The organism is Nocardia sp. NPDC050718, assembly GCF_040654235.1.
Taxonomy (GTDB): domain Bacteria; phylum Actinomycetota; class Actinomycetes; order Mycobacteriales; family Mycobacteriaceae; genus Nocardia.
The window spans coordinates 1-24829 of the sequence record NZ_JBFAHQ010000006.1 but is presented as its reverse complement, the minus strand read 5'-3'; the positions used below and the strand labels follow the sequence as shown (position 1 = coordinate 24829).

The window sequence follows — 24829 nt, the reverse complement described above, 5'->3', positions numbered from 1 at the left end:
ACACACCGAGGGGGATTTCCATGAACGCCACCGACCCGGCGAGACGCCTCATCCGCGCTCGTCGCATCCACTTCGACTATCCGTCCGGATCACTCGACCGCCACTACGTCGACGGCGATCTGGTGATGAGTCACGTCGTCGCCCACCTGTCGGCGACGTTTCCGGAAGGCGAGGACTTCTTCGTCCGTTCCGTTCGCCGCTTCGCCGGCGAGATCACCGATCCCGAGCTGAAGTCGCGGGTGCAGGGCTTCATCGGCCAGGAGGTCACCCACGGCCGGGAGCACCGCGCGCTCAACGAACGCCTGCAGCGGATGGGCTACCCCATGGGACGGGCGGATCGCGCGACGCGCCGCGTTCTCGGACGGTACGAACGCTTCACCTCGCCACTGACCTGCCTGGCGATCACCGCCGCGCTCGAGCACTTCACCGCCGTTTTCGCGGAGACACTGCTCGGCGACGAACGGGCGCAGGCCCTGCTCGGCGCCACCGAGGTTCGATCGATGCTGCTCTGGCATGCGATCGAGGAATCCGAGCACCGCGCGGTCGCTTTCGATGTCTACCGCGCGGCCGGCGGAACCGAGCGCAGACGAATCTGGGCGATGCGCGGGATCATGGTCTCCTTCTTCGCGAGCGTCATCGCCTACTCCACGCTGTCGACCCTCGGCGATCGCGCCACCTATCACCCGATCCGGCTGGGCCGCAGCCTCGCCGCGCTTCGGCACTCGCCGTTCTTGACGCGTGAGGTCCGCGCCAGGATGCGGGCCTACACCCAGCGCGGCTTCCACCCCGACGACACCGACAACACCGCGCTCCTGGACCACTGGACGACCGAATTGTTCGGTGCCGACGGCACCCTCACCGACCACCTGGGGCAACGATGACGACGAGACGAATCCCCTGGACCGACATCGTCCATGCCCCGGCCCTGCTGCTGCGCAGCGGGCGCCGGCATCTCACGACCGGCGCACCCGCGGCCGACTTCACGCTCGGCTCGGCGTGGAAGAGCGGACCACGGGACTCGGCACACGGCCCCTACCTGATCAGCGTGACCCAGTACACGCCGCGGCGGCTTACCGACATTCCCGATATCTGGCTCGCCGCGGAGAGTTTGGGTGATCAACTGGCGAAGATCGACGGCGCCGTCGGCGTGATGACCTATCTGCGCCCGGCCCGTCGCCAGGTCGGGTCACTGTCGATCTGGACCGACGACACCGGGCTGCGGAGATTCGTCTCGCTCCCGGACCACGTCGAGATCATGCGCAAGTACCGGCCGCGTGGTCTGCCATTGCGAACCGCGACCTGGTGGACCGCAGAACTCCGGATCGACGCGGCCATCGGCGAAGGTCTCCGCCTGCTCGATACCGACCGGCGGCGGCGAATCGGGCCCGCGGTACAGCCGTGAGATTCGCTGTCGCCGAATGTGTTCCGGATCAGCGGTCGATCATTCCCCGCGCCGGGCCTCGGTCGGTTCGTAGCGGCGGGTGAAGTCGAGGATGCTCGCGGTGACCTGCTTCGGGATCTGGTGGAAGATGCCGTGGCCCGCGCCGGGGTAGATCTCGGTTTCGCAGGTGGGCACGTTGTCGCGCAGGCGTCCGGCGGCGATGGTCGCGTCGGCGGCGATCGATTCCGAGCCGAACAGGCCGAGGGTCGGCACGGAGATCGTCGCCAGCCGCTCGTCGGTGAACAACCGGGGGTAGCCGATCGTGGGGATGTAGCCCAACGCGGCTTTCACACCGGCGAATTCGGCGTCGGACAGGGTGACGCCGGGGTTCATCCAGGCGTTCAGCTTGCGGAGGTTCTTGTCGGTCGGGCGCGCGCCCACGGTGATCATCTTCCACAGCACGCCCCAGCGGATCTTCGCCAAGGTGCCGCCGGGTTCGATCACCGTCAGGCTCGCCAGCCGTGGCGCGCCGCCCGCCGCGATCGCCATCGCCTCCCAGCCGCCTTGCGAATACCCGACCAGGTGCACCCGGTCGACGCCGAGTCCGTCGAGCAGCTCCGTGAACCACGCGCCGAACCGTGTTTCGTCGATCGGCGCGGTCTGGACGCTGAGACCGGGCGTGCCCAGGAATTCGGGCGCGTGGACGACCCGATCGCGCGCCAGATCCTCGATCACGTGGTTCCAGGACAGGCTGTTTCCGCCGAGCGAGTGCAGCAGCACGAGCGGCACGCCGTCGCCGCGACCGAAGGTGCGGACCCGGGTGGTGCCGAAGGTCGTCGGCACGTCGACGGTGGTCGACGGAATCGGCTGCGACTTCTCCAGCTCCCGATAGGCCCGCAGGTACTCCTCGCGCGCCTTGTCGTTCTTGAACCGCCCGATCTTGGCCATGACCACCCCTTTACTTCGTTGGTGATATCAATGTACCACAAAAATGGTATGGGCGTACCATCAAGAATCGGAGGGGACGAGCTGGAGCAGAAGGAGGCGGGCGTGCCACGGTTGGCCGATCACGAGGAACGGCGCCGGTCCATCACCGGCGCCGCGCGGCGCGTCATCGCCAGGGGCGGGCTCGATGCCGCGACGTTCCAATCGGTCGCCGCCGAGGCCGGGGTCTCGGTGCGGTCGGTGCAGTACTACTTCGGCACCAAGAGGGAGTTCCTGCTCGCGACACATCGTGCGGTCGTCGCGGACTCGGGCGCCCGGCTGCACCGGGCCCTGACCGCACTCGGCCCGGAAGCGGGCCCGCGTGACATCGTCCGCACGGTGCTGATGGGCCTGCTGCCGCTCGACGACGCCAGCAGGCAGGATGCCGTCCTGCTCGGCATCTTCCACGCGGCCACACTCACCGGACCCGATCTCGAATCCGCCGATACCGCCGACACGCCCAACTACATCGTCGACGCGGTCGCCACCCAGCTCCGGCAGCTCCGTGGGCCCGCGGCGGCGGAGCCGACGATCCGCGCGGATGCCGAGGTCGTCCTGCTCACGATCGCCGGTTTGGCCCAGGGCATGCTCACCGACCACGGCATGGCCGCTCGCGCACCACAACTCGTCGAGCACCTGCTCGACCGGGTGGTCGACGCCTGAGCTCGACTCGCCGAGGCGAGGGGCGCTACAGGCTGAAGGCGATCGCGCGCAGGACCAGCACGGCGATGAACACCAGGGTGAAGGCCAGGTCGATGCCGAGCCCGCCCATCCGGACCGGCGGCAGGATCCGCCGCACCGGCGCGATCACCGGTTCGGTCGCGGCATGGGTGACCTGCCGCGCCTTCCCCACCCAGTCCGGACCCTTCCCCGCCACCGCCAGCCAGTCCAGCACCATGCGCGCGAGCAACACGAACATGAACACCGTCAGCGCGTAGCCGACCACGGTTCCGATGAGACTCATGACGCACTCCTTAGGAAGCCGCACAGGGCCTCGTACCCCGATCAACGCGCCAGCCCGCGCCGAAGTGTCCCACCCCGATGGTTCTCAGCCGATTATCAGCCCTCCACCGCACCGGAGCGCGCAGGCGCGTCCGCCTCGTCGCCGCACAACTCGTCGACCACGGTCACGGGTCCGGAGACGCCGCGAGCCCCGGGTCGGTCGACCCGGGGCTCGCGTGGTGACGCGCTACTTCTTGCGTTCCTTCTTCTCACGCACGCGCACCGAGATGCGCACGGGCGAACCGTCGAAACCGAACTCCTCGCGCAGGCGGCGCTCCAGGAAGCGGCGGTAGCCCGCCTCCAGGAAGCCGGTGGTGAACAGCACGAACGTCGGCGGGCGGGTGCCCGCCTGGGTGGCGAACAGGACGCGGGGCTGGCGGCCGCCGCGCATCGGCGGCGGGGTGGCCGCGATGACTTCCTTGAGCCAGGTGTTCAGGCGGCCGGTGGAGATGCGCTTGTCCCAGGACTCGAGCGCGGTCTCCATCTGCGGCACCAGCTTGGCCACGGCGCGGCCGGTGTGGGCGGAGATGTTGACCCGCTGGGCCCACGGCACCCGCACCAGATCGCGGTCGATCTCGCGCTCGAGCATGTAGCGGCGGTCCTCGTCGACCAGGTCCCACTTGTTGAACGCCAGCACCAGCGCGCGACCGGAGTCGGCGACCAGGCTGATGACGCGCAGGTCCTGCTCGGTGATCGGCACCGAGGCGTCGATCAGCATGATCGCGACCTCGGAGGCCTCCAGCGCCGACTTGGTGCGCAGCGAGGCGTAGAACTCGGTGCCCGAGGCGTTGGACACCTTGCGGCGCAGACCGGCGGTGTCGACGAACTTCCAGACCTTGCCGCCCAATTCGACCAGCGAGTCGACCGGGTCGACCGTGGTGCCCGCGACATCGTGGACGACCGAACGCTCGTCGCCCGACAGCTTGTTCAGCAGACTGGACTTGCCGACGTTCGGCTTGCCGACCAGCGCCACGCGCCGCGGTCCGGCGGTGCCGGTGCCCTCGCGCGGGGTCTCGGGCAGCGCGCCGAGCACGTCGTCGAGCAGATCGCCGGTGCCACGGCCGTGCGCGGCCGAGACCATGCGCGGCTCACCGAGGCCCAGCGACCACAGGCTGGCGGCCTCGAGTTCGACCTTCTGGTCGTCGGCCTTGTTGGCCACCAGGATCACCGGGATCTTGGAGCGGCGCAGCTTGCGCACCGCGGCCTCGTCGGTGGCGGTGGCGCCGACGGTCGCGTCGACGACGAGCAGGATCGCGTCGGCGGTCGCCATCGCGACCTCGGCCTGCCGGGCCACATGCTGCTGCAGGCCCTTGGCGTCGGGCTCCCAGCCGCCGGTGTCCTGCACCAGGAATCGGCGACCGGCCCAGCTGGCCTCGTAGGAGATGCGGTCGCGGGTGACGCCGGGGATGTCCTCGACGACGGCCTCGCGGCGGCCGAGGATGCGGTTCACCAGGGTCGACTTGCCCACGTTCGGGCGGCCGACGACGGCGACCGTCGGCATCGCGAGATGCTCGTCGCCTTCGTGCTCGCCGTCGAGATCGGCGATCTCCCAATCGGATTCGTCGGACCAGGTGCCGTCTCCGACCAGAACCTCTTCGTCGATCATCGCGACCCTCCTGTCGTGGCCGAAAGCTGCTGGGCCACCACGCGGTAGAGCTCGTCGATGGTCTCGTCCATCGTCAGGTCGCTGGTGTCGACGAGCACCGCGTCGGCTGCGGGGCGCAGCGGCGACACCGTGCGGGTGGAGTCGAGGGTGTCGCGGCGCTGCACGTCGGCCAGCACGGCCGTGTAGTCGTCGCCGCGGCCCTCGCGGATGTTCTGGGCGTTGCGCCGCTGGGCGCGGGCCTCCGCGGAGGCGGTGAGGTAGATCTTGGCGTCGGCGCCGGTGAGCACGACGGTGCCGATATCGCGGCCCTCCACCACGATGCGCCCGGACACGGCCGCGATCTCGCGCTGCAGGGCGACGAGCTGCTCGCGCACCTGCGCCACCGCGGACACGGCGGAGACGGCCTTGGTCACGGCGTCGCCGCGGATCTCGGCGGAGACGTCCTCACCGTCGAGCTCGATCACCTCGCGGCTGGGGTCGGTGCCGATCGACAACGGCAGCGCCGCAACGGTTTCCGCGATCGCGTCGGCATCGGCCAGGTCGACCTCGGCGCGCAGCACGCGCAGCGTCGCGACCCGGTACATGGCGCCGGTGTCGAGGTAGCGGGCACCCAGGCGGGTGGCCAGCCGACGCGACACACTGGACTTGCCGGTGCCCGACGGGCCGTCCATCGCGACGACGAGCGTGCCGTCACCGGTCATCCGGTCACCGGCGAACTCCACCGGGAAATCCACTCCGTTCACAGCTGCACCGCCTCGTAGAGTTTGCCGATCTCGTCGCGGCCGAGCACGCGCAGCGTGCCGGGACGCTGGTCGCCCAGCGCCACCGGGCCGATGTGGGTGCGCACCAGCCGGATCACCGGGTGGCCGACCTCGTCGAGCAGCCTACGCACGATGTGCTTGCGGCCCTCGTGCAACACGAGCTTGACCAGCGAGCGGCCCTCGTAGGCCTCGAGCAGCATGAACTTGTCGACCTTGGCCGGGCCGTCCTCGAGCTCGACGCCCTCGCGCAGCCGCTTGCCCACCAGGCGGTAGTTGACCTCGCCGTTGACGGTGGCCAGGTAGGTCTTGGGCACCTCGAAGGAGGGGTGCATCAGGCGATGCGCCATCTCACCGTCGTTGGTGAGCAGCAGCAGGCCCTCGGTGTCGGCGTCGAGGCGGCCGACATGGAACAGGCGCTGACCGGCGGCGATCCGCTCGGCGACGATGTCGCCGACGCAGGGGCGGCCCAGATCGTCGGCCATCGTGGACTGCCAGCCCTTGGGCTTGTTCAGCACCAGATGCACGAGTTCGTCGCGGACCACGACGCGGGTGCCGTCGACGCGCACGACCGCGTTCTCCGGATCGACGCGCAGACCCTGCTCGCGCACGATCTTGCCGTCGACCTCGACGCGACCGGCGGCGATCATGTCCTCGGCCGCGCGGCGCGAGGCCACCCCGGCCTTGGCGAGCACCTTCTGCAACCGTTCGCCCTCGCCCCAGGGCAGCTTCTTCGGGCCCTCGGTGTTCTCGGCGTGCTGGTGGCGGGCCGGCTTGGCGTTGTTCAGGATCGTCGGCGCGACGACCTTGCGCTGCGGCTTGGCCGACTTGGTCTTGCGCACGGGCGCCTGCGAGGTCGCGGGGCGGGCGGTGCTGCCCGCGCGCTGCGTGCCGCGCGGCTGGTAGCCACCCTCACGACGGTCGTCGCCGCCGCGCTGGTACCCGCCGCGACGGTCGTCGCCACCACGGTCGTAGCCGCCACGCCGATCATCGGTCGCGCCGCGCTGGTAGCCGCGTCCCGTCGATCCGCGCCGGTCGTCGGCGCCGCGGGTGAAGCCACCCGAGGAGCTGCGGCGGCCGGTCGACTCACCACGCTCGTATCCGCCGGTGCCGCGGCTGCCCGACTGCCCGGTGCGCGCGGTGCCGCCGCGGGTTCCCGCGGTCCGGTTCGCGCCGCTACGGGGCTGGTCGCTGCGTTTTCTTCGGTCCGGTGTGCCATCTCGGCGAGCGGAAGTATTCATCTGTCCTGTCAATCGTCGGTGCCGAGGTCCATGTCGGACTCGGCCGGTTTCTGCAGCCTGGTGAACCGGGGATCGGTCTCCAGGCTCTCGCTGATCTCGTCGATCAGGTCGACGCCGGGAAGCAGCGGCGCCAGCGGTGGCAGGTCGCCCAGTGAGGCGAGCCCGATCCGTTCGAGGAACAACTCGGTGGTGCGGTACAGCGTGCCGTTGGTCTCCGGGTCCTGACCCGCTTCCGCGATCAAGCCCCTGGCCAGCAGTGTGCGCATCACTCCGTCGACGTTCACCCCGCGAACCGCGCTGACCCTGGTCCGGGTCACCGGCTGGCGGTAGGCGATCACCGCCAAGGTCTCCAAGGCGGCCCGGGTGAGCTTCGTCCGAGCCCCGTCGAGCAGTACACGCTCGACATAGGGCGCGTACTCCTGTCGAGTATAGAAGCGCCAACCGTCGCCGACGAAACGCAGGTCGATGCCGCTGCCCCGCGCGGTCAGCTCCGCCGACATGGTCCGCAGGGTCGCCTCGACCCGCTCGGCGGTGTCGTCCAGGGCCGCGGCCAGCTGTTCTACCGGCGCGGGAGCGTCGACGACGAGCAGCATCGCCTCGAGCGCCGAGCGCAGTTCCGCCTCGTCGAGCGGCTCGGAAGTGAACTCCGCCACTACCTCGGTCATTCTGTGCCCTCCTGGCTGATCGGGAGCCCTACGTGGTTACGCTGCGCTGCCGCCTCCGGGCTTGACCCGATCATCCGTAGTCCTCCTCGAAACTCAACGCCGCCGCTTCGGCGTCGGGATCCAGCTCACCGAGCCAGCTCACGGCCAGCGGGCCGAGCGGATCGGGCTGGTCGAACGCGATGGTCTTGCCCCGGTACAGCTCGAGCAACGCCAGGAACCGGGCGACGATTTCCACCGGGACCGTGCAATCGGCCACCAGTTCGGCGAAGGTCGTCCAGCCGCCGGGCCCGCGTTCCTTGAGCCGGGCCAGGACGAGCTCGGCCTGCTCGGCGACCGAGATGGTGTGCATGTGCAGATGCGCGAGGCCGACCTGCGGGACCGGGCGCGGCCGGAACGCCGCCGCCGCGATCTCGGCGAACGCGCTGATGTCGACGCCGAGGGTCACCTCGGGCAGCAGCCCCTCGAACTGCTCCTCCAGCGCCACCGAGCGCGGATACCGGCGCAGCGCGGCCGCTTCCAGCTCGGCGAGCAGTTCGGCCACCTGCTTGAACGCCCGGTACTGGAGCAGGCGGGCGAACAGCAGGTCGCGGGCGTCGAGAAGTTCGAGGTCGTCGGCGTCGGTCATCTCGCCCGAGGGCAGCAGCCGGGCCGCCTTCAGGTCGAGCAGCGTCGCCGCGACGACGAGGAATTCGGTGGTCTGGTCGAGGATCTTGTCCGCGCGCAGCTTGGTGTTCTCGGCGAGCTCGGCGGTCAGCGCCTTGGTGTAGGCGATGAACTCGTCGGTGACCTGATGCAGCGCGACCTCGGTGACATCGAGTTTGCGCGAGCTGATCAGCGTCAGCAGCAGATCGAACGGCCCCTCGAAGTTCTTCAGCCGCAGGTGGAACCCGGTGTTCTCGGCGGCGGGAGCCGCTTCTTGCCGATCCTCACGCACCTCGGGTGTTGCGTCGATCACCGGCCCGACCGGTGGATGACCTCGCGTGCCATCGCCCGATACGACTCGGCGCCCGCCGATTTCGGGGCCCAGGTGGTGATCGGTTCACCGGCGACGCTGGCGTCGGGGAACCGCACGGTGCGGGAGATGGCGGTGTCGTAGACGAGGTCACCGAAGACCTCGACCACCCGCGACATCACCTGGCGGGAGTGCAGCAACCGGGCGTCGAACATGGTGACCACGATGCCGTACAGGCTCAGGCGCGGGTTGAGCCGGTCGCGCACCTTCTCCACGGTGTCGTTGAGCAGCGCGAGGCCGCGCAGCGAGAAGTACTCGCATTCCATCGGGATGATCACGCCGTCCGAGCAGGCCAGCGCGTTGACGGTGAGCAGGCCGAGCGAGGGCTGGCAGTCGATGAGGATGTAGTCGTAGCGGTCGCGCACGCCCGCCAGCGCCCGGCCCAGCGACTGCTCCCGGCCCACCTCGTTGACCAGCTGGATCTCGGCCGCGGAGAGGTCGATGTTGCTGGGTAACAGGTCCATCCCGTCGACCTTGGTGGTCTGCAGGACGTCGTCGACGGTGGCCTTCCCGCCGATCAGCAGGTTGTGCACGGTGAGGTCGAGATCGTGGTGGGCCACCCCGAGCCCGGCCGAGAGCGCGCCCTGCGGATCGAGGTCGACGAGCAGGACGCGGCGGCCGTATTCGGCCAGGGCCGCACCGAGATTGATGGTCGAGGTGGTCTTGCCGACCCCGCCCTTCTGGTTGCACATGGCCACCACCAGCGCGTCACCGTGACGCTGCACCTGCGGCGGCTCGGGTACCAGTCGCAGCGGGCGCCCGGTCGGGCCCATCTCGACGGCCTCGGCGACCTCGTCCGGTCCACCGTCCCACGGTGTTTCCGCTGTCGTCACGATCCGCTGCTCCTTATACGTGTCCTACCGGTAACCCCTGTCGAGGGTAGCGAGGCCGATTCGGGCCCGGACTCGCTTTCGTACGGTCCAGCTCTTGGGGGTAGACGCTACCGCTCGGACCGGTGAGGTACAGCATGGCAACGCCGGGCGTGTTCGCACGATACCCGCTGGACGCGACCGCGCACCGCCGCTTTCACCTGGCCCGCGGATGCGCGGTCGCCCACACCTCGCGCAGCGTGCTCACCGTCACGAGGGTGTAGATCTGAGTCGTCGTGACCGAAGCATGCCCGAGCAGTTCCTGCACCACGCGCACATCGGCGCCGCCGTCGAGCAGGTGGGTGGCGAAGGAGTGCCGCAGGGTGTGCGGCGACACCGTGGCCCCGATCCCGGCGCGCTCGGCGGCGGTCTGCAATACCTGCCAGGCGCTCTGCCGCGACAGCCTGCCGCCGCGCGCGTTGAGGAAAAGGGCTCCCCCGGAACCCTTTCCGGCCGCGGCCAGGGTCGGGCGGCCACGCACCAGGTAGGCGTCGACCGCGGCGAGCGCGGGCCTGCCGATCGGGACGAGCCGCTGCTTGCCGCCCTTGCCGCGCAGCACCACGCACCGCTGTTCGGCGTCGAGGTCGTCGACGTCGAGGCCGACCATCTCCGAGATGCGCGCGCCGGTGGAGTACAGCAGTTCCAGCAGGGCCCGGTCCCGCAATCCCCGCGGTCCACCGTCGGCCCCACCCGAGTCACCGTCGCCACCCGCGGCCTCGAGCACCCGCAGCACCTGGTCGTAGGGCAGCGCCTTGGGCAGCCGCCGACCCGGCGCCGGCGGTTTCACCGCGTGCGCCACATCGGTGTCGGTGAGACCTTCGGCCGCGGCGAACCGGTGCAGGCCACGCACCGCGATCAAGGCCCTGGCCACCGACCCGGCGGCCAGCGGCGGATGATCCTCGCCGCCGGACCGCAACGCCATGGTGAACTCCGCGACATCGCCCTGCGCGACGGCCGCGAGATTCGCGATGCCGCGTCCGGTGAGGAAGGCGCGGTAGCGGGCCAGGTCCCGCCGGTAGGCGCCGAGGGTGTTGCGCGCGGCTCCACGCTCGACCGCCAGATGGTCGAGGTAGGCGTCGATCTCCCGCGCGAGCACGCCCGACGCCGCCTAGTCCCCGCCGACCACTGTCACGATTCGCTTTCGCCGCGTGCCTCGGCGGCCTTGCGCCGCAGGAACGCCGTCGGCTGACCCGGCCACGGCGCGTCGGCCGGACGTAGCGGCACCGTGCCCGCCGCGGCCGCCGCGTACGCGAGCACCCCGGCGACCGCCGTCGCGTTCACGATCTCCCCGGCCAGCGCCGCGCGGACCGCCTCGGCGACCGGCATCCGGACCAGCTCGAGATCGGCCTCCTCGTGCTCCGGCTCCGGCCGGTCGGTGGCGGAGAGCCCGGTCGCGAAGAACACCCGCAGCGCCTCGTCGGTGAATCCCGGCGACAACGCGACGTCCACCAGCACCGACCACTCGGCGGCGGCCAGGCCCGTCTCCTCGGCCAGCTCGCGCTTGGCCGCGGTGAGCGGGTCCTCGCCGTCGATGTCGAGCAGCCCGGCGGGCAGTTCGAGCAGCCGGGTACCGATCGGATGCCGGTACTGGCGGATCAGGACGACATTGCCGTCCGCGTCGAGCGCGAGCACCGCGACCGCGCCGTGGTGCTCGATGACCTCACGCTCGGCGACCCGCCCGTCCGGCATCGCGACCTGATCCTGGCGCAGGGCCAGGATCGCGCCGCTGTAGAGCACCCGGCTGGCGACCGTCTCGAAGTCATGACTACCGGGCTGGCTCACGTCGCTGCTCTCTCTCAGAGATCCGCGGCCTGCTCCGCGAGCTCTTCCTCCGGGAAGTCTACGGGAAGGCGTTCGGCCAGTTTGTATTTCAACGCCGCGTTGATCAGCGCGGCGAACAGCGGATGCGGCCTGGTCGGACGGCTCTTGAGCTCCGGGTGCGCCTGGGTGGCGACGAAGAACGGATGCACCGAGGCCGGGTACTCCACGAACTCCACCAGGTGCCCGTCGGGCGAGGTGCCCGAGAACACCAGCCCGCTCTTGGCGATGGCGTCGCGGTAGGCGTTGTTCACCTCGAACCGGTGCCGGTGCCGCTCGGAGACGTGCTCGGAGCCGTACGCCTGCGCGACGACCGAGCCCTTCTGCAGGGTGGCCGGGTAGGCGCCCAGGCGCATGGTGCCGCCCAGATCGGCCTCGCCGGCGACGACGTCTTCCTGGTCGGCCATGGTCGAGATGACCGGGTTCTTCGTGTCGGGCTCGAACTCGGCCGAGTTGGCATCGTCGATGCCGACCGAGCGCGCCGCTTCGATGACCACGCACTGCAGGCCGAGGCACAGGCCGAGCAGCGGGATCCCGCGATGCCGGGCGTACCGGATGGCACCGAGCTTGCCCTCGATGCCGCGGATACCGAAACCACCGGGGATCAGCACCGCGTCGACGTCGCGCAGCGCCGCCTGGGCGCCCGCCTCGGTCTCGCACTCGTCGGAGGGCACCCAGCGGATGTTCACCTTCGAGCGGTGCGCGAAGCCACCGGCGCGCAGCGCCTCGGTCACCGACAGGTAGGCGTCGGGCAGGTCGACGTACTTGCCGACCAGCGCCACCTCGACGGTCTCGCGCGGGGAGTGCACGCGGTCGAGCAGGTCGCCCCACACGGCCCAGTCCACGTCGCGGAACGGCAGGCCGAGCTTGCGCACCACGTAGGCGTCGAGGCCCTCGCTGTGCAGCACCTTCGGGATGTCGTAGATCGACGGCGCGTCCGGGGTGGAGATGCACGCCTCCACGTCGACGTCGCACATCAGCGCGATCTTGTTCTTGAGCCCCTGCGGCACCTCGCGGTCGCAGCGCAGGATCAGCGCGTCGGGCTGGATGCCGATGTTGCGCAGCGCGGCCACCGAGTGCTGCGTCGGCTTGGTCTTGAGCTCGCCCGAGGGCGCCAGGTACGGCACCAGCGACACGTGCAGGAAGAACACGTTGTCGCGGCCCACGTCGTGGCGGATCTGGCGCGCCGCCTCGAGGAACGGCTGCGACTCGATGTCACCGACGGTGCCGCCGATCTCGGTGATCACCACATCCGGCACCTGGCCCTCGAGATCGGGACCCTGCATCGCCATGATGCGGTTCTTGATCTCGTCGGTGATGTGCGGGATGACCTGGACCGTGTCGCCCAGGTACTCGCCGCGGCGCTCCTTGGCGATGACCGTCGAATAGATCTGCCCGGTGGTCACGTTCGCGTCCTTGGATAGGTCGCGATCGAGGAACCGCTCGTAGTGGCCGACATCCAGGTCGGTCTCGGCGCCGTCTTCGGTGACGAACACCTCGCCGTGCTGGAACGGGTTCATGGTGCCCGGATCGACGTTCAGATACGGGTCGAGTTTCTGCATCGTCACCCGCATGCCGCGCGCGGTCAGCAACTGACCGAGGCTGGAGGCGGTGAGACCCTTACCCAAAGAGGAGGCGACGCCACCGCTCACGAAGATGTGCTTGGTGGCATTTCGAGCCTGATTCCGTGTTTGACCCACGGAACTCCAGAGTAACAGGTCCGCCTCCCCGAGTATTTTGCGTGCCGTTTGCGAGGGGGCGTGTCGCGCGTCGGGCCGGCGGTTCAGCGGTCGCGGACCTCTGGGCGTACCCGGCGAGTTACCCATGTCCCATCGAAATCAGCTGTCCCGATCCGTCGCCTGAAGCAGCGATTCAGCGAGGCATCGCGACCATCGTCAACGACGTCGCCGTCGGGCCGGTGCCGTAGCGGCCCGCGCCGCCGGAGAGTTGCTCGGTGAAGGCGAGAGCTGTTGTGACCCTGCCGATTTCGCGGTCGATATTGTCGACCGTGGTGACCGTGGTCGCCAGCGGTGCCTGGGCCCGGACGTGGGCGATGGCGGCGTTGCCCTCGGCGGCTCCGGCGCGGCCGGCGAGCACCGTGCCCGCCGCCCTGGCCCGCACCGCGCCGGTGAAGCGGGCGATAGTCGCGCCCTGCCCACTGTCGGATGCGACACCGTTGCCGGTGACCACGACGGCGAGTTGCGCGGGTCGCACGGGAGTGTCGCCGTAGGCGAGGAAACCGCCACCGCGCAAGGTCTCCAGGACCAGGGCGAGTTCGGGGGCGGTACTGCGCGGCTGGTTGGTCGCCGGGTCGAGCAGCAGGGTCAGGCCGAGCAGGTCGCCCGCCATGCTGCCCTGGTCGACGGCGCCGGTCCGCAGCTGCGCGCCTGCGGGGACGATATTGGTCAGGGCCGAGCGCATCCGGTCACCCTCCCCCGCGTCGACGAAGGCGTCGGTGAGTGCGATCCGGCCGGTCACCTGCGCGCCCGCGGTCTCGAGCGCCCTGCTCACCCCGTCGATGTCGCCGGGATCGGCGTCGGGCGTGGTGAACACGACGACGCTGCGGTCGGCCAGGGTGCCGCCCAGCAGCCTGCCCGAGGAGTCGGCGATGAAGCGGTCGGCGGCGTCGAGGCGGGCGGTGAGCTGGTCGTTCTGCGCGCTCAGCGCGTCGACCTGGCCGCGCAGGTCGTCCTTGTCCGATCGCAGCCCGGACAGCATGTCCGAGGCCAGGGTCTGCGAGCCGAGCACCACCCCGACGGCCAGGGCGAGGAAGATCGCGGCGATCGAGATGGCATGGTGACGCAGCGAGATCACAGCAGACCACGCACCCACAGGACGAAGCGGTTCCAGTACTCGACGGCCCAGTCCAGCACCTCGGATCCGTTGTGCGAGGCCAGGATCACCACCACGATCGCGACCAGTGCCGCCAACACCACCAAGGCCAGCGCGGCGCCGGAGGACCGCTGCCGGTACAGCGTGGAGACGGCCTTGGCGTCGACGAGTTTCGCGCCGACCTTGAGCCGGGTCAGGAAGGTCGCCGGATTGCTGTCACGGCGACCGCGATCGAAGAAGTCCTCCAGCGAGGCGGGCGCGCCCGCGAGCACGATCAGCGAAGCGCCGTGATGATCGGCCAGCATCAGCGCCAGATCGGTCGGCGAGCCCGACGAGGGGAACGTGGTCGCGCCGATGCCGAGGTCCTGGATGCGCTCGAGGCCCTTGGCGTGCCCGTCGGTGTCGGCGGGCAGGATCATCTCGGCACCGGATCGCAGGGTCTCGGTGCTGATCTCGTCGGGATCGCCGACGATCAGATCCGGCTTGTACTTGAGCTTGCGCAGGGTGTCGGCGCCCCGGCCGACACCGATCAGGATCGGCGCGTACTCCTTGATGAACGGCTTGAGCCGCTGGAGTTCCTCCTGGTGCCCCGACCCGTCGGCGACGACGACCACGTGCCGATTGCGCAACTCCAGCTCGATATCGGGGACACCGATGCCGTCGATGAGCAGCGCGCTCTCGGTGCGGACGAACTCGGTGGTGTTGCCGGCGAACGCGTCGAGGTGATCGGCCAGGCCGTTGCGTGCCTCGATCATCCGGTCGGCGATGGCCGACTCGTCGAACTCGATGCCCTCGACCAGGACCTCGGGTTCCTTCTTGGTCATCTTGTCCGCGTAGACGATGCCCTCGTCGATGCGGACCTTCATGCCGTCCTTGATCTTGCCGAAGGCGTCGGCCGACACCGCGTCCATCAGCACGATCCCGTTGGCCACCAGCACTTCCGGGCCGAGATTGGGATAGCGGCCGGAGATGGACGGCGAGGTGTTGATCACCGCGACGACGCCCGCTTCGACCAGCCGGTCGGCGGTGTGACGGTCCAGGTCGGTCTCGTCGAGGACCACGACATCCCCGGGACCGACGCGCCGCAGCAATCGCCGGGTGTTGCGATCCACCCGGGCGATCCCGGTGACACCGGGCAGCGTTTCCGTGTTCCTCGACAACAACGCCGGCATCTTCATGTGGCCGATGATGCGGGCAAACCCTCAACCTTTGGTGGAGGCGCGCCGAATCACCGGTCACATTCGTCACTGTGATCCTCGAACACAGCAACCCGCCGGCATCGTCGCCGAGTGAGGATTCAGCGAGCCTGGAAGGTGCCGTAGCCGGGCAGCACGGTCACGCTCGGACCGACATTGCCGCCGACGGACACCGAGTAGACACCGGCGACGACATGGCCCGCGCCGGTGCGCACCGTGACGGGACCGACCGGACACTGCGCGGGATCGGTACACGGGTGAATGTAGGGAACGTCGGCGATCCCCGATTCGCCGGTGGTCACGTTGAGCCACTGCACGCGGGCCCGCAACCACGGGGAACCGTCGCCCTTGTAGGGCAGCACGGCGGTGACACCGAAGGACGTCTGCCCCGGCTGCTCACCCGTCGTCGCCGTGACGGTGACATGGTCGGTGCCGGGCCCGTTCATACTCCAGCCCCACAGGGCCGCGGCCCCGGGGAATGTGGTGGTCACCGGCTCGGCGGCGGCGAGGCCGGTCGCGCCGAGCACCGCCGCCGCGGCGACCGCGGCCGTTCCGCCGATCCTGCTGATCCATCGCATCGTCTCGCGCTTCCTCTCGGTCGGCCCACCGCCGGGGCGGGGACAATCCACAAAGTTCGGCTAACCAACGATCTCCGGTCAGTATGTCGGACGCCGCCGCACGAGGGTTACGCCTCGTCGTTCTCCCGCAACTTCCCGGCGACCTCGAGCGAGGTGGCGTGCACCCCCGATGTCGCGGTTCGCCAGGACGGCGCGTGGCGCTTCGCCGCGTTCCACAACACGAAATACCACTGGTTCTTCGATGTGATGGCGGCCAGGTCGGAGCGGGGCCGAGATCTACCCGTATGCTGCGGGTCACAGATACCTCGGACAGGAGACCATCCATGCCCCGCAGCACCGTCGAGACGGTTTTCGACGCACCTCGTGACATCGTCTACCGCCTTTTCACCGAGCGTGAGGCCGTCAGCCCCTACCTGCCGATCCAGGTCAAGCTGATCAAGCAGGGCGACCCGGCCACCGGCGTCGGCGCACAGCACGTGCTCGGCTTCGGCAAGGCGGGCGTCACCGAGGAGATCACCGCGCTGGTCCCCGGCGAGCGGATGGAATACAAGATCGTCAAGGGCGCGCCGGTCAAGCGCCACGTCGGCATCATCACCTTCGCCGACACCAGCTCCGGCGGCACCCGTGTGGTCTACACGATGGAGTCCGAGCCGTCGCTGCCCGTGCCCGCGCCGGTCCTCGAATTCGGCCTGCGTCAGCTGACCAACCAGCTCATCGGCGGCGTCCGCAAAGCCCTGAAGTAGTCGCGTCGGCGTCGCCCGCGTCTCGCGCGGGCGACGCCACCCGCGCGATCAGGCCGGCGTGCGCTCCGCGCGCGCGGTCTCCAGCAGTTCCTCCGCGTGCGCGCGGCCGGTCTCGGTGTCGTCGAGGCCCGCGAGCATGCGCGCCAGTTCGACCACCCGCTCGTCGTCGGTCAGCGTGCGGACTCCGCTGTCCACCTTGCCTTTTCCGTCGTCGGACTTGTTCACCACGAGGTGGGTGTCGGCGAAGGCCGCCACCTGCGGCAGGTGGGTCACCACGATCACCTGATGGGTGCGCGCCAGGCGCGCCAGCCGCTTGCCGATCTCCACCGCCGCCCGGCCGCCGACCCCGGCGTCGACCTCGTCGAACACCATCGTCGCGCCGTGATCCGAGCTGGCCAGCACCACCTCGAGCGCGAGCATCACCCGCGAGAGCTCACCGCCGGAAGCGCTCTTGCTCAACGGCAGCGACTGCGCGCCGGAATGGGCCGAGAGCCGGAACTCCACCTCGTCCACCCCGTGCGACCCGGCGTGCAGCCGCGCACCGTCGATCTCGATCGGCGCCGAGTCCTGCGCGTTCGCCGGCAGCTGCCGCACCTGCACCTCGAGCCGGGCCTTCCCCATCGCCAGCCCGCCGAGTTCGGTACTCACCGCCGAGGCCAGCTTGCCCGCGGTCTTCGCGCGCGCCGCGCTGAGTTTGCGCGCGGCCTCGCGCACCTTGCCCGCCGCGGTCTCCACCTCGCCGGCCAGTTTGGCCAGCGCGTCCTCGGACACGTCCAGCGAATCCAGGCGCGCGCGGGACTCGTCGGCCCAGGCGATCACGCCGTCGATGTCGGGGGCGTACTTGCGGGTCAGCGACTTCAGTTCGGCCTGGCGGGTGAGCATCGAGTCGAGCGCGCCCGGGTCCGACGGCAGTTCCGAGAGATAGCCGCTGAGTTCGGTGGTCACGTCGACGACCACCGCGATCGCCTCGCCCAGCCGCGGCGCGAGCGCGGTCAGCCCCGGGTCGTCGGCGGAATCCAGCCGGGCCCGCGCACCGCCGAGCAGATCGAGCACACCGCCACCGTCGGCCGCGGAGTCGGCCGGACCGGACAGTGCCTCGTGCGCGGCGACCGCGGCCTCGCGCAGCGAATCCAGATCGCTGAGCCTGCGGATCTCGGCGACCAGGCGGGTGTCCTCACCGGGTTCCGGTGCGATGCCGTCGATCTCGGCCAGCGAATGCTTGAGCCGGTCGGCCTCGAGCGCCAGCTCCCGGCTGCGCGCGGTCCGCTCCAGCAGTTCCGAGCGGGCATCGAGCCACGTCCGGCGATGCACCTGGTACTTGCGCAGCAGCCCGGCGACGCCGTCGCCCGCGAACTGGTCGAGCGCGGCGAGCTGCTGCTCGGGCCGCTGCAACCGCAGCTGGTCGTTCTGGCCGTGCACGGTCAGCAGCCGGGAGGTGAACTCACCGAGCACCGCGGCGGGCACGCCGCGGCCGCCCAGGTGCGCGCGGGAGCGCCCGTCGCTGTTGACGGTGCGGACCGCGATCACGCTGCCGTCCTCGTCGGCCTCGGCGGCGGCCGATTCCAGCACCTCGCCGACGGCCGTGCGGGCCGCGTCGTTGACGTCGTCGATGACGAATCGCCCCTCGACCACGGCCTTGGCCGCCCCGAGCCGCACCCGCCCGGCATCGGCGCGAGCGCCGCTGAGCAGATGCAGGCTGGTGACCACCATCGTCTTGCCCGCACCGGTCTCACCGGTGAGGACGGTCAGGCCCGCATGGAACTGCGCGGTGGCCGTCGAGATGACGCCGAGTCCGTCAATCCTGATCTCTGTCAGCATCGCGGCTGTTCTCCGTTCGCTGTCTGCCCCGCCAGCCGGTGACCGGCAGCTGGAACTTCCGCACCATCCGGTCGGCGAACGGCGCGGAATCCAGCCGCACCCACCGCACCGGTCGTTCGCCGCGGACCACTTCGGCGCGGCCGCCGCGCGGCAGCGCCAGAGTGCGCCTGCCGTCGAGGAACACGATCGCGTCGTGCCCGGTCGCCACCGTCTCCACCGCGATCAGCGATTCCGGGCTGGTCACCAGCGGCCGCGCGAACAGCGCGTGCGCGTTGCTCGGGATGACCAGCATCGCTTCGAGTTCCGGCCACACCACCGGCCCGCCCGCCGAGAACGCGTAGGCCGTCGACCCGGTGGGAGTGGAGATGAGGATGCCGTCGCAGCCGAACGACGACACGGGCCTGCCGTCGACCTCGAGCACCACTTCGAGCACGCCCATGCGCTGGGCGTTCTCGAGGCTGGCCTCGTTGAGCGCCCACCCGCGCTCGACGATCGAGTCGTCGACGCGGACGGTGACATCGATGGTCATCCGGTCTTCCACGCGGTAGTCGCGGTCGACCACCTGGGCCAGCGCCTCGTCGAGATGCTCGGCCTCGGCCTCGGTGAGGAAACCGATGCGGCCCAGGTTGATGCCGAGGACCGGCACCCCCGACGGGCGGCCGAGTTCGGCGGCGCGCAGGAAGGTGCCGTCGCCGCCGAGCGCGAGCACCATCTCGCAGCCGATCGCCGCGGAGGGGCTGTGCGGCACCACCCGCACCGGGTAACCGGCGGGCTCGTTCTCGAACCGGGTGCTGTCGGCCTCGTCGGCCAGCACCCGCAGGCAGATGCCCGCCTCGGCGAAGATCTTCGCCACCCGGTGCGCGGTCTCGATGATCTCCGCGCGACCGGGATGGGCGACGAGCAGGATCTCCCTGCCGTCGTCGTGCGTGTTCACTGGGGACCTTCCTCGACCGCGCGGGCGACCAGCGCTGCCACCGCCGCGGCGTCGTAGTCGAACGGGCCGACCTTGCGCAGCCACAGGAAGTACTCGACATTGCCCGACGGACCTGGCAGCGGGCTGGCGACGACACCCTGGGTCCGCAGCCCGAGCGCGCCCGCCGCGGCGGCCACCTCGCCCACCACCTCGGCGCGCAGGGCCGGATCGCGCACGACACCGCCGGAACCGACCCGCTCCTTGCCGACCTCGAACTGCGGCTTCACCATCGGCAGCAGATCGGCGCCGTCGGCGGCACACGCGGCGAGCGCGGGCAGCACCAGGCCCAGCGAGATGAACGACAGGTCACCGACGACGGATTCGACTGTGCCGCCGATGATCTCGGGGGTGATGTTGCGCACGTTGGTGCGGTCGTACACCTGGACCCGGTCGTCGTTCTGCAACCGCCAGATCAGCTGGCCGTACCCGACGTCGACCGCGGCCACCTCCTTCGCGCCGCGCGAGAGCAGCACATCGGTGAATCCACCGGTCGACGCGCCCGCGTCCAGGCAGCGCTTGCCCGCGACACTGAGGCCCTGCGGCTCGAAGGCCTCGAGCGCGCCGAGCAGCTTGTGCGCCCCGCGCGACGCCCACGACACCTCGTCGGGTTCCTCCCGCACGATCAGCGGGGTTCCGGTCTCCACCGCCGTCGCCGGTTTCACGGCGACGGTGCCGGCAATCAGGACGCGGCCCGCGCTGATCAGCTCGACCGCGTGTTCTCGCGATCGCGCCAATCCCCGGCGAACCAGTTCGGCGTCCACACGCGCTCGCCTGGCCACCTCAGATCTTGTCCACTGTCGCCAGGGCGTCCACCAGCACGTCGTGCGCCTGCTCGAGAATGCGCGCACGCCGGGTGATGTCGGCTCCCGTCTCGGTGTTCTCGGCCGGTCCGGTCGCGACCGGTACCTGGCCGAGCTCCGCCAGCAGCGCGTCGACCTCGGCCTTGATCCGATGCGGGTCGGCCGGTTCCTGCCGCGCCTGACCACCGGGCAGGTGACTGCCGGGCAGGGGGATCCCGGGACGGGGTGGCTGCGGCGCGCCGGGCGTCGGTGAACTCGGAGTACTCATCGTGTCGTCAACGCTATCGGATTTCCGAATCGGCTGCGCGCACGCGTACCGCCCGGCCGGGGTGCTGTCGCAACAGTTCCGCGACCGCCGCTGGGGCGACCGCCTCGGGCACGATGTCGTCGTTGAGCGCGTCGAGCGAGGTGGCGATGAAGGTGGGTACCTGGGCCGGCGGCGCGATCAGGACGTCCGCCAGCGTGCTGACACCGGTGAGCACCAGCAGCGAGTCGAGCCCGAGCCCGTTGGCGCCCTCGATGTCGGTGTCGAGACGATCGCCGACGACCAGCGCAGCACGGGCGCCCGCGCGCTCCAGCGCGTCTTCCATCAGCGGCGCGAACGGCTTGCCCGCGACCAGCGGCTCCCGGTCGGAGGCGGTGCGCAGCGCGGCGACCATCGAGCCGTTGCCCGGCGCCAGCCCGCGCTCGTTGGGCAGGGTGCGATCGGTGTTGGCGGCGACCCACAGCGCGCCCGCCCGCAGCGCGTAGGCGGCTTCGGCGAGGTCGGGCCAGGCCGTGGTGGGCGAATGGCCCTGCACGACGGCGTCGGGCGGGGTGTCGCCGAAGCGCCGGATCGGCTCCAGCCCGACCGCGGTTATCTCGGCGGCCAGATCATCGGTGCCGACGACGAGCACGCGGGAACCGGGAGCCAGTCGATGCGCCAGCATCCCGGCCGCGGCCTGCGCGCTGGTCACCACGTCCTCGGTGGTCGCCGGGTAACCCAGTTCCGCCAGATGCTCGGCCACCGGACCGGGCCCACGGGCCGCGTTGTTGGTGACATAGACCAGCCGCTGCGCCGATTCACCGTCCGGGGCGAGCGCTTTCGGGCCGCCGTCGATCACCTCGGGACCGCGGTACAGCGTTCCGTCCAGATCGAGCAGCAAAGCGTCGTATTGATCGCGTAGCCGGTTCACACACCCTCACTCCGTCGTCACTGCCGGGCCGAGCACCTGCGCCGACCCTAGGCGAGGCCACCGACAGATCCGCGTCCGCGGAACCGCCGAATCGCGCTCGCACCCTTCATGATCGAGCATGCGGAAACCGTCCGTGCACGGTGTACCGCTTTTCGGCGCCCGCCCTCGCGCGCGTCGCGGGGTGCGGTGATTCCCGTCACCTCACTTCCGGCTCGCCGTGTTCCTGGTGCCGGCGTGCCTGTTCGGGAATGAGACCGGCCCGCTGTTCGGCGACTGCTGACCCACGAACGCGAAACGGCCGCCGGACCGGGAACCCGCGAGGGTTTCCCGGCCCGGCGGCCGTTGGCTACCGGATTACGCGTCGCCGGTGAGTTCCGCGGCGCGGTCCTCGGCGTCGGTCTCGCCGTCGAGATCGGCGGCGGCGGCATTGAGGAACCACTGCAGACCGTCGTCGGTGCGGCCCGCCGCGACCAGCGCGTCGGCGTAGGCGTAGAACAGGCGCGCGGCGGCCGAGCCGGTGCGCGCCGGGTCCAGATCGGGGGTCTGCAGCGTCACGACGGCCTGGTCGAACTGACCCAGATCCATTCGCGCACCGGCGACCACGATCCGCAGCTCGGTGGCCTCGTCACCGGTGAGCGCCTGCGCCTCGTCACTGCGGCCGAGCTCGATGGCCCGTTCCGGCCTGCCCAGACCGCGCTCGCAGTCCGCCATCACCGCCAGCAGCCCGGAACCACCGGACATCCGACGCGCGGTACGCAGCTCGGAGAGCGCTTCCGCCCATTCCTCGGCGTGATAGGCCACCACGCCTGCGGTCTCCCGGACCACGGCGATCCGGCCCGCGCGCTGCCGCGCGGCCCGCGCGTGGGCCAGTGCGAGGCGGGGATCGTCCTCGAGCAGCTCGACGGCCATCACCATGTGCCGTGCGACGGTCTCGGCGTTGTTCTTGTCCAGGCTGAGCAGATCGCGGCGCACGGCGGGATCGAGATCGGAGGCCTGCACGTCTTCCGGCAGATCCGGCTCGTCCGGACGCGCGGCACGCCGGTCCGACGACCGTCCGCCCGCGGTCCTGGCACCCTCGCCGCCACGACGCCGGTCGTCCCGATCGTCGCCGCCGCGGGCGCCGTAGCCGGAATCGCCTCGACGATCCGAGCGGTCCGCCGCGTCGTCGCGGTCACCGGACTCGACGGCCACCGACTCGGCGCGATCGTCGTCGCCCGCGTCGGCGGACTCGGTCGGCTCGATGGCTTCGGCGCGATCGTCGTCGTCCGCGGACTCCGTCCGATCGCTGTCCGCCACGTCCGCGGCGCGGTCCTCGGCCGACGAGGTGTCGTCGAACTGCTCAGTGGACGCGGCGCTGTCGTCGCTCACCGTCGAATCGATGTCGGCCGAATCGCTTTCTGCGGCATCGGCATTCGCGGCCGACGACACGACGCCGAGGACATCGCCCTCACGCTCGCGCCGCTTCTCGCGGTAGGTGCCGTCCAGCGGTGCGCCGTCCTCGCCGACGTAGCGCTTCCCGCCGGAATCGCCACCACGCTTGAATCCACCGCGCCCGCGATCGTCGTCACGGCGGGGGCCGCGAGCGTTGTCGTCACGCCGCTGGTATCCACCGCGATCGGAACCCTCGCCACGGCGGAAGCCACCGCGATCCGAGGAACCACGCGAACGATCGTCGCGGTCGTCGCGACGGAAACCACCGCGCTCGCCGCCCTCGTTACGGCGGAATCCGCCACGGTCGGCGCCGCCACGCGAGCGATCATCGCCTTCGTTGCGACGGAAGCCGCCACGGTCCGAGCCGCCCCGCGAACGATCGTCACCCTCGCTGCGCCGGAAGCCACCGCGATCGGAGCCACCGCGCGAACGATCGTCACCGTCGTTGCGACGGAAGCCACCACGATCGGAGGAGCCGCGCGAACGGTCGTCGTCACCGCGCCGGAAGCCGCCCCGGTCACCGGAGCCGCCACGGCCCGCGTCGTCGCGACGCTGGTAGCCACCACGGTCACCGCTGTCGCTGCGCCGGAAACCGCCGCGATCGCCACCACGATCGGAACCACCGCGCGAACGGTCGTCGCCTTCGTTCCTGCGGAAGCCGGAGCCACCACGGGGACGGTCGTCGTTGTCGCGACGGAAGCCGCCGCGATCGCCGCGGTCGTAGCCGCCGCGCGAGCGGTCGTCGCCCTCGTTGCGCCGGAACCCGCCACGATCGCCGCCACGGTCCGAGCCGCCACGGGGACGGTCGTCGTCATTGCGCCGGTATCCGCCGCGATCACCGCCGCGGTCGAAACCGCCTGCGGGACGGTCGGATTCATCGCGGCGGCGGAAGCCACCACGATCGCCGGAGCCGCTGCGGCCGGCGTCGTCACGACGCTGGTACCCGCCACGGTCGCTGTCGCCACGCCGGAAACCGCCCCGGTCGTTGTCGTCGCGACGCTGGTAGCCACCACGGCCCGCGTCGTCACGACGCTGGTAACCGCCGCGATCGCCACCACCACGGGGGCGGTCGTCGTCGCTGCGCCGGAAGCCGCCCCGGTCACCCGAGCCGCCGCGACCGGCGTCGTCGCGACGCTGGTAACCGCCACGGTCACCGCTGTCGCTGCGCCGGAAACCGCCACGGTCACCGCCACGATCGTCGCGGTTGAAGCCGCCACGCTGGCCCTCGGAACCGCCTCGGCCACCACGATTGTCGTCGTTGCGGCGGAATCCGCCGCCTTCGCCACGGTGGTCACCGTGTCCGCCACGGGGGCGATCGGTCGGTTCGCCGCGCCGGCCGAAGCCGCGGGCGTCACCGTCCCGGCGGAAAGGCTTCCGTCCGTCGTTGTGTTCCGACACGGCGATCCCTTTCTAGATTCCCCGACCTCGGGGAGTGTTGTCGTGGCCCCGCCTACAAGAATTCAACCACGGGCGGAGGACGGGGCATCGTCCGCCCGGCGTGCCGGGGCCGTCACGGCCCACAAACGCCGATAGGGGACCCAATTCTGGGTCCCCTATCGCGAAGGATGTTCCGGCGGTGTCCTACTCTCCCACACCCTGTCGAGTGCAGTACCATCGGCGCAGGTGGCCTTAGCTTCCGGGTTCGGAATGGGACCGGGCGTTTCCCCACCGCTATAACCGCCGTAACACTATGAAACTGTCACACAGAGAGCCACAACTAACCACCCCAAAGGGTCGAGAATTGTTGTCTCGGTGATCTGTGTGTTGTTTCAGATACCGCACAGTGGACGCGTAACACCTTCGATAGTAAGCCCTCGGCCTATTAGTACCAGTCACCTACACACATTACTGTGCTTCCAGTTCCGGCCTATCAACCCCATGGTCTGTAGGGGGCCTTAACCCATCAAGTGGGAGAGAAACCTCATCTTGGAACAGGCTTCCCGCTTA

23 protein-coding genes, 2 rRNA genes and 1 pseudogene are annotated in these 24829 nt (G+C 70.3%); 4 read left to right on the top strand and 22 right to left on the bottom strand.

Translation table 11 applies throughout. The features are described from left to right. Positions 1-20 precede the first annotated feature (20 nt). Positions 21-881 (top strand): metal-dependent hydrolase, encoded by an 861-nt coding sequence (locus tag AB0H54_RS25740; RefSeq protein WP_357348527.1) that lies wholly within the window; start codon positions 21-23, stop codon positions 879-881. Next, positions 878-1402, top strand: coding sequence for a hypothetical protein (locus AB0H54_RS25735; RefSeq protein ID WP_357348525.1), 525 nt, complete (start codon positions 878-880; stop codon positions 1400-1402). Before AB0H54_RS25740 ends, AB0H54_RS25735 begins: the two co-directional genes overlap by 4 nt. 39 nt (positions 1403-1441) lie before the next feature. Here AB0H54_RS25735 and AB0H54_RS25730 read toward each other — a convergent pair whose 3' ends face one another. Then, complete coding sequence (locus AB0H54_RS25730) at positions 1442-2329, bottom strand: alpha/beta fold hydrolase (RefSeq protein WP_357348523.1); 888 nt, start codon at positions 2327-2329, stop codon at positions 1442-1444. Positions 2330-2431: 102 nt separating this feature from the next. Between AB0H54_RS25730 and AB0H54_RS25725 the strand changes: the two genes are divergently transcribed. Beyond that, positions 2432-3028, top strand: coding sequence for a TetR/AcrR family transcriptional regulator (locus AB0H54_RS25725; protein ID WP_357348521.1), 597 nt, complete (start codon positions 2432-2434; stop codon positions 3026-3028). A 25-nt stretch (positions 3029-3053) separates the two neighbouring features. Here AB0H54_RS25725 and AB0H54_RS25720 read toward each other — a convergent pair whose 3' ends face one another. The 13 genes from AB0H54_RS25720 to AB0H54_RS25660 form a co-directional block, all read right to left on the bottom strand. Further along, positions 3054-3329 carry a YggT family protein gene (locus AB0H54_RS25720; protein WP_355281058.1) on the bottom strand — a complete coding sequence of 92 codons (276 nt, stop codon included), beginning with the start codon at positions 3327-3329 and terminating at the stop codon, positions 3054-3056. A 225-nt stretch (positions 3330-3554) separates the two neighbouring features. Continuing rightward, a complete protein-coding gene (der, locus tag AB0H54_RS25715; protein WP_357348519.1) occupies positions 3555-4973 on the bottom strand; it encodes a ribosome biogenesis GTPase Der in 1419 nt (472 codons plus the stop codon). Then, a complete protein-coding gene (gene cmk, locus AB0H54_RS25710; protein WP_357349082.1) occupies positions 4970-5674 on the bottom strand; it encodes a (d)CMP kinase in 705 nt (234 codons plus the stop codon). The genes der and cmk overlap by 4 nt, the downstream gene beginning before the upstream one ends. A gap of 38 nt (positions 5675-5712) precedes the next feature. Next, positions 5713-6972, bottom strand: a complete 1260-nt coding sequence (locus AB0H54_RS25705) for a pseudouridine synthase (protein ID WP_357348517.1) — start codon at positions 6970-6972, stop codon at positions 5713-5715. Between the two features lie 8 nt (positions 6973-6980). Further along, the gene (gene scpB, locus AB0H54_RS25700; protein ID WP_357348515.1) at positions 6981-7637 is read right to left on the bottom strand and encodes an SMC-Scp complex subunit ScpB; all 657 of its coding nucleotides are present in this window, start codon (positions 7635-7637) and stop codon (positions 6981-6983) included. Positions 7638-7707: 70 nt separating this feature from the next. After that, on the bottom strand, positions 7708-8571 hold the full coding sequence (locus AB0H54_RS25695; protein ID WP_357349080.1) for a segregation/condensation protein A: 864 nt from the start codon (positions 8569-8571) through the stop codon (positions 7708-7710). A gap of 17 nt (positions 8572-8588) precedes the next feature. Beyond that, on the bottom strand, positions 8589-9422 hold the full coding sequence (locus AB0H54_RS25690) for a ParA family protein (RefSeq protein WP_355281243.1): 834 nt from the start codon (positions 9420-9422) through the stop codon (positions 8589-8591). Between the two features lie 253 nt (positions 9423-9675). Beyond that, positions 9676-10614, bottom strand: a complete 939-nt coding sequence (gene xerD / locus AB0H54_RS25685; protein WP_355281050.1) for a site-specific tyrosine recombinase XerD — start codon at positions 10612-10614, stop codon at positions 9676-9678. 32 nt (positions 10615-10646) lie between these two features. Beyond that, a complete protein-coding gene (locus AB0H54_RS25680) occupies positions 10647-11300 on the bottom strand; it encodes an NUDIX hydrolase (RefSeq protein ID WP_357348513.1) in 654 nt (217 codons plus the stop codon). A gap of 14 nt (positions 11301-11314) precedes the next feature. Next, positions 11315-13036, bottom strand: a complete 1722-nt coding sequence (locus tag AB0H54_RS25675; protein WP_355281047.1) for a CTP synthase — start codon at positions 13034-13036, stop codon at positions 11315-11317. Between the two features lie 172 nt (positions 13037-13208). After that, positions 13209-14150, bottom strand: a complete 942-nt coding sequence (locus AB0H54_RS25670; protein WP_357348511.1) for a copper transporter — start codon at positions 14148-14150, stop codon at positions 13209-13211. Then, positions 14147-15346 (bottom strand): putative cytokinetic ring protein SteA, encoded by a 1200-nt coding sequence (gene steA, locus AB0H54_RS25665; protein WP_357348509.1) that lies wholly within the window; start codon positions 15344-15346, stop codon positions 14147-14149. Before steA ends, AB0H54_RS25670 begins: the two co-directional genes overlap by 4 nt. 119 nt (positions 15347-15465) lie before the next feature. Further along, positions 15466-15942, bottom strand: a complete 477-nt coding sequence (locus AB0H54_RS25660) for a hypothetical protein (RefSeq protein WP_357348507.1) — start codon at positions 15940-15942, stop codon at positions 15466-15468. A 323-nt stretch (positions 15943-16265) separates the two neighbouring features. Here AB0H54_RS25660 and AB0H54_RS25655 point away from each other — a divergent pair, with 323 nt between their 5' ends. Next, positions 16266-16685 carry an SRPBCC family protein gene (locus AB0H54_RS25655; RefSeq protein ID WP_355281035.1) on the top strand — a complete coding sequence of 140 codons (420 nt, stop codon included), beginning with the start codon at positions 16266-16268 and terminating at the stop codon, positions 16683-16685. A gap of 48 nt (positions 16686-16733) precedes the next feature. Here AB0H54_RS25655 and recN read toward each other — a convergent pair whose 3' ends face one another. The 8 genes and pseudogenes from recN to AB0H54_RS25615 all read right to left on the bottom strand — a co-directional run. Beyond that, positions 16734-18503, bottom strand: coding sequence for a DNA repair protein RecN (gene recN, locus AB0H54_RS25650; RefSeq protein ID WP_357348505.1), 1770 nt, complete (start codon positions 18501-18503; stop codon positions 16734-16736). After that, positions 18481-19437, bottom strand: a complete 957-nt coding sequence (locus AB0H54_RS25645; RefSeq protein ID WP_355281032.1) for an NAD kinase — start codon at positions 19435-19437, stop codon at positions 18481-18483. The genes recN and AB0H54_RS25645 overlap by 23 nt, the downstream gene beginning before the upstream one ends. After that, positions 19434-20255: a TlyA family RNA methyltransferase gene (locus AB0H54_RS25640; protein ID WP_355281030.1), complete on the bottom strand. Its 822-nt coding sequence runs from the start codon at positions 20253-20255 to the stop codon at positions 19434-19436. The genes AB0H54_RS25645 and AB0H54_RS25640 overlap by 4 nt, the downstream gene beginning before the upstream one ends. A 1-nt stretch (position 20256) precedes the next feature. Continuing rightward, positions 20257-20544, bottom strand: coding sequence for a hypothetical protein (locus AB0H54_RS25635; protein WP_355281029.1), 288 nt, complete (start codon positions 20542-20544; stop codon positions 20257-20259). 13 nt (positions 20545-20557) lie between these two features. Further along, positions 20558-21451: an HAD-IIA family hydrolase gene (locus tag AB0H54_RS25630; protein WP_357348502.1), complete on the bottom strand. Its 894-nt coding sequence runs from the start codon at positions 21449-21451 to the stop codon at positions 20558-20560. Between the two features lie 354 nt (positions 21452-21805). Then, positions 21806-22492, bottom strand: a pseudogene (locus AB0H54_RS25625) (hypothetical protein); the annotation flags it as partial. Between the two features lie 1958 nt (positions 22493-24450). Further along, positions 24451-24567: ribosomal RNA gene (gene rrf, locus AB0H54_RS25620) — 5S ribosomal RNA — on the bottom strand. Positions 24568-24684: 117 nt separating this feature from the next. After that, positions 24685-24829: ribosomal RNA gene (locus AB0H54_RS25615) — 23S ribosomal RNA — on the bottom strand; the annotation flags it as partial.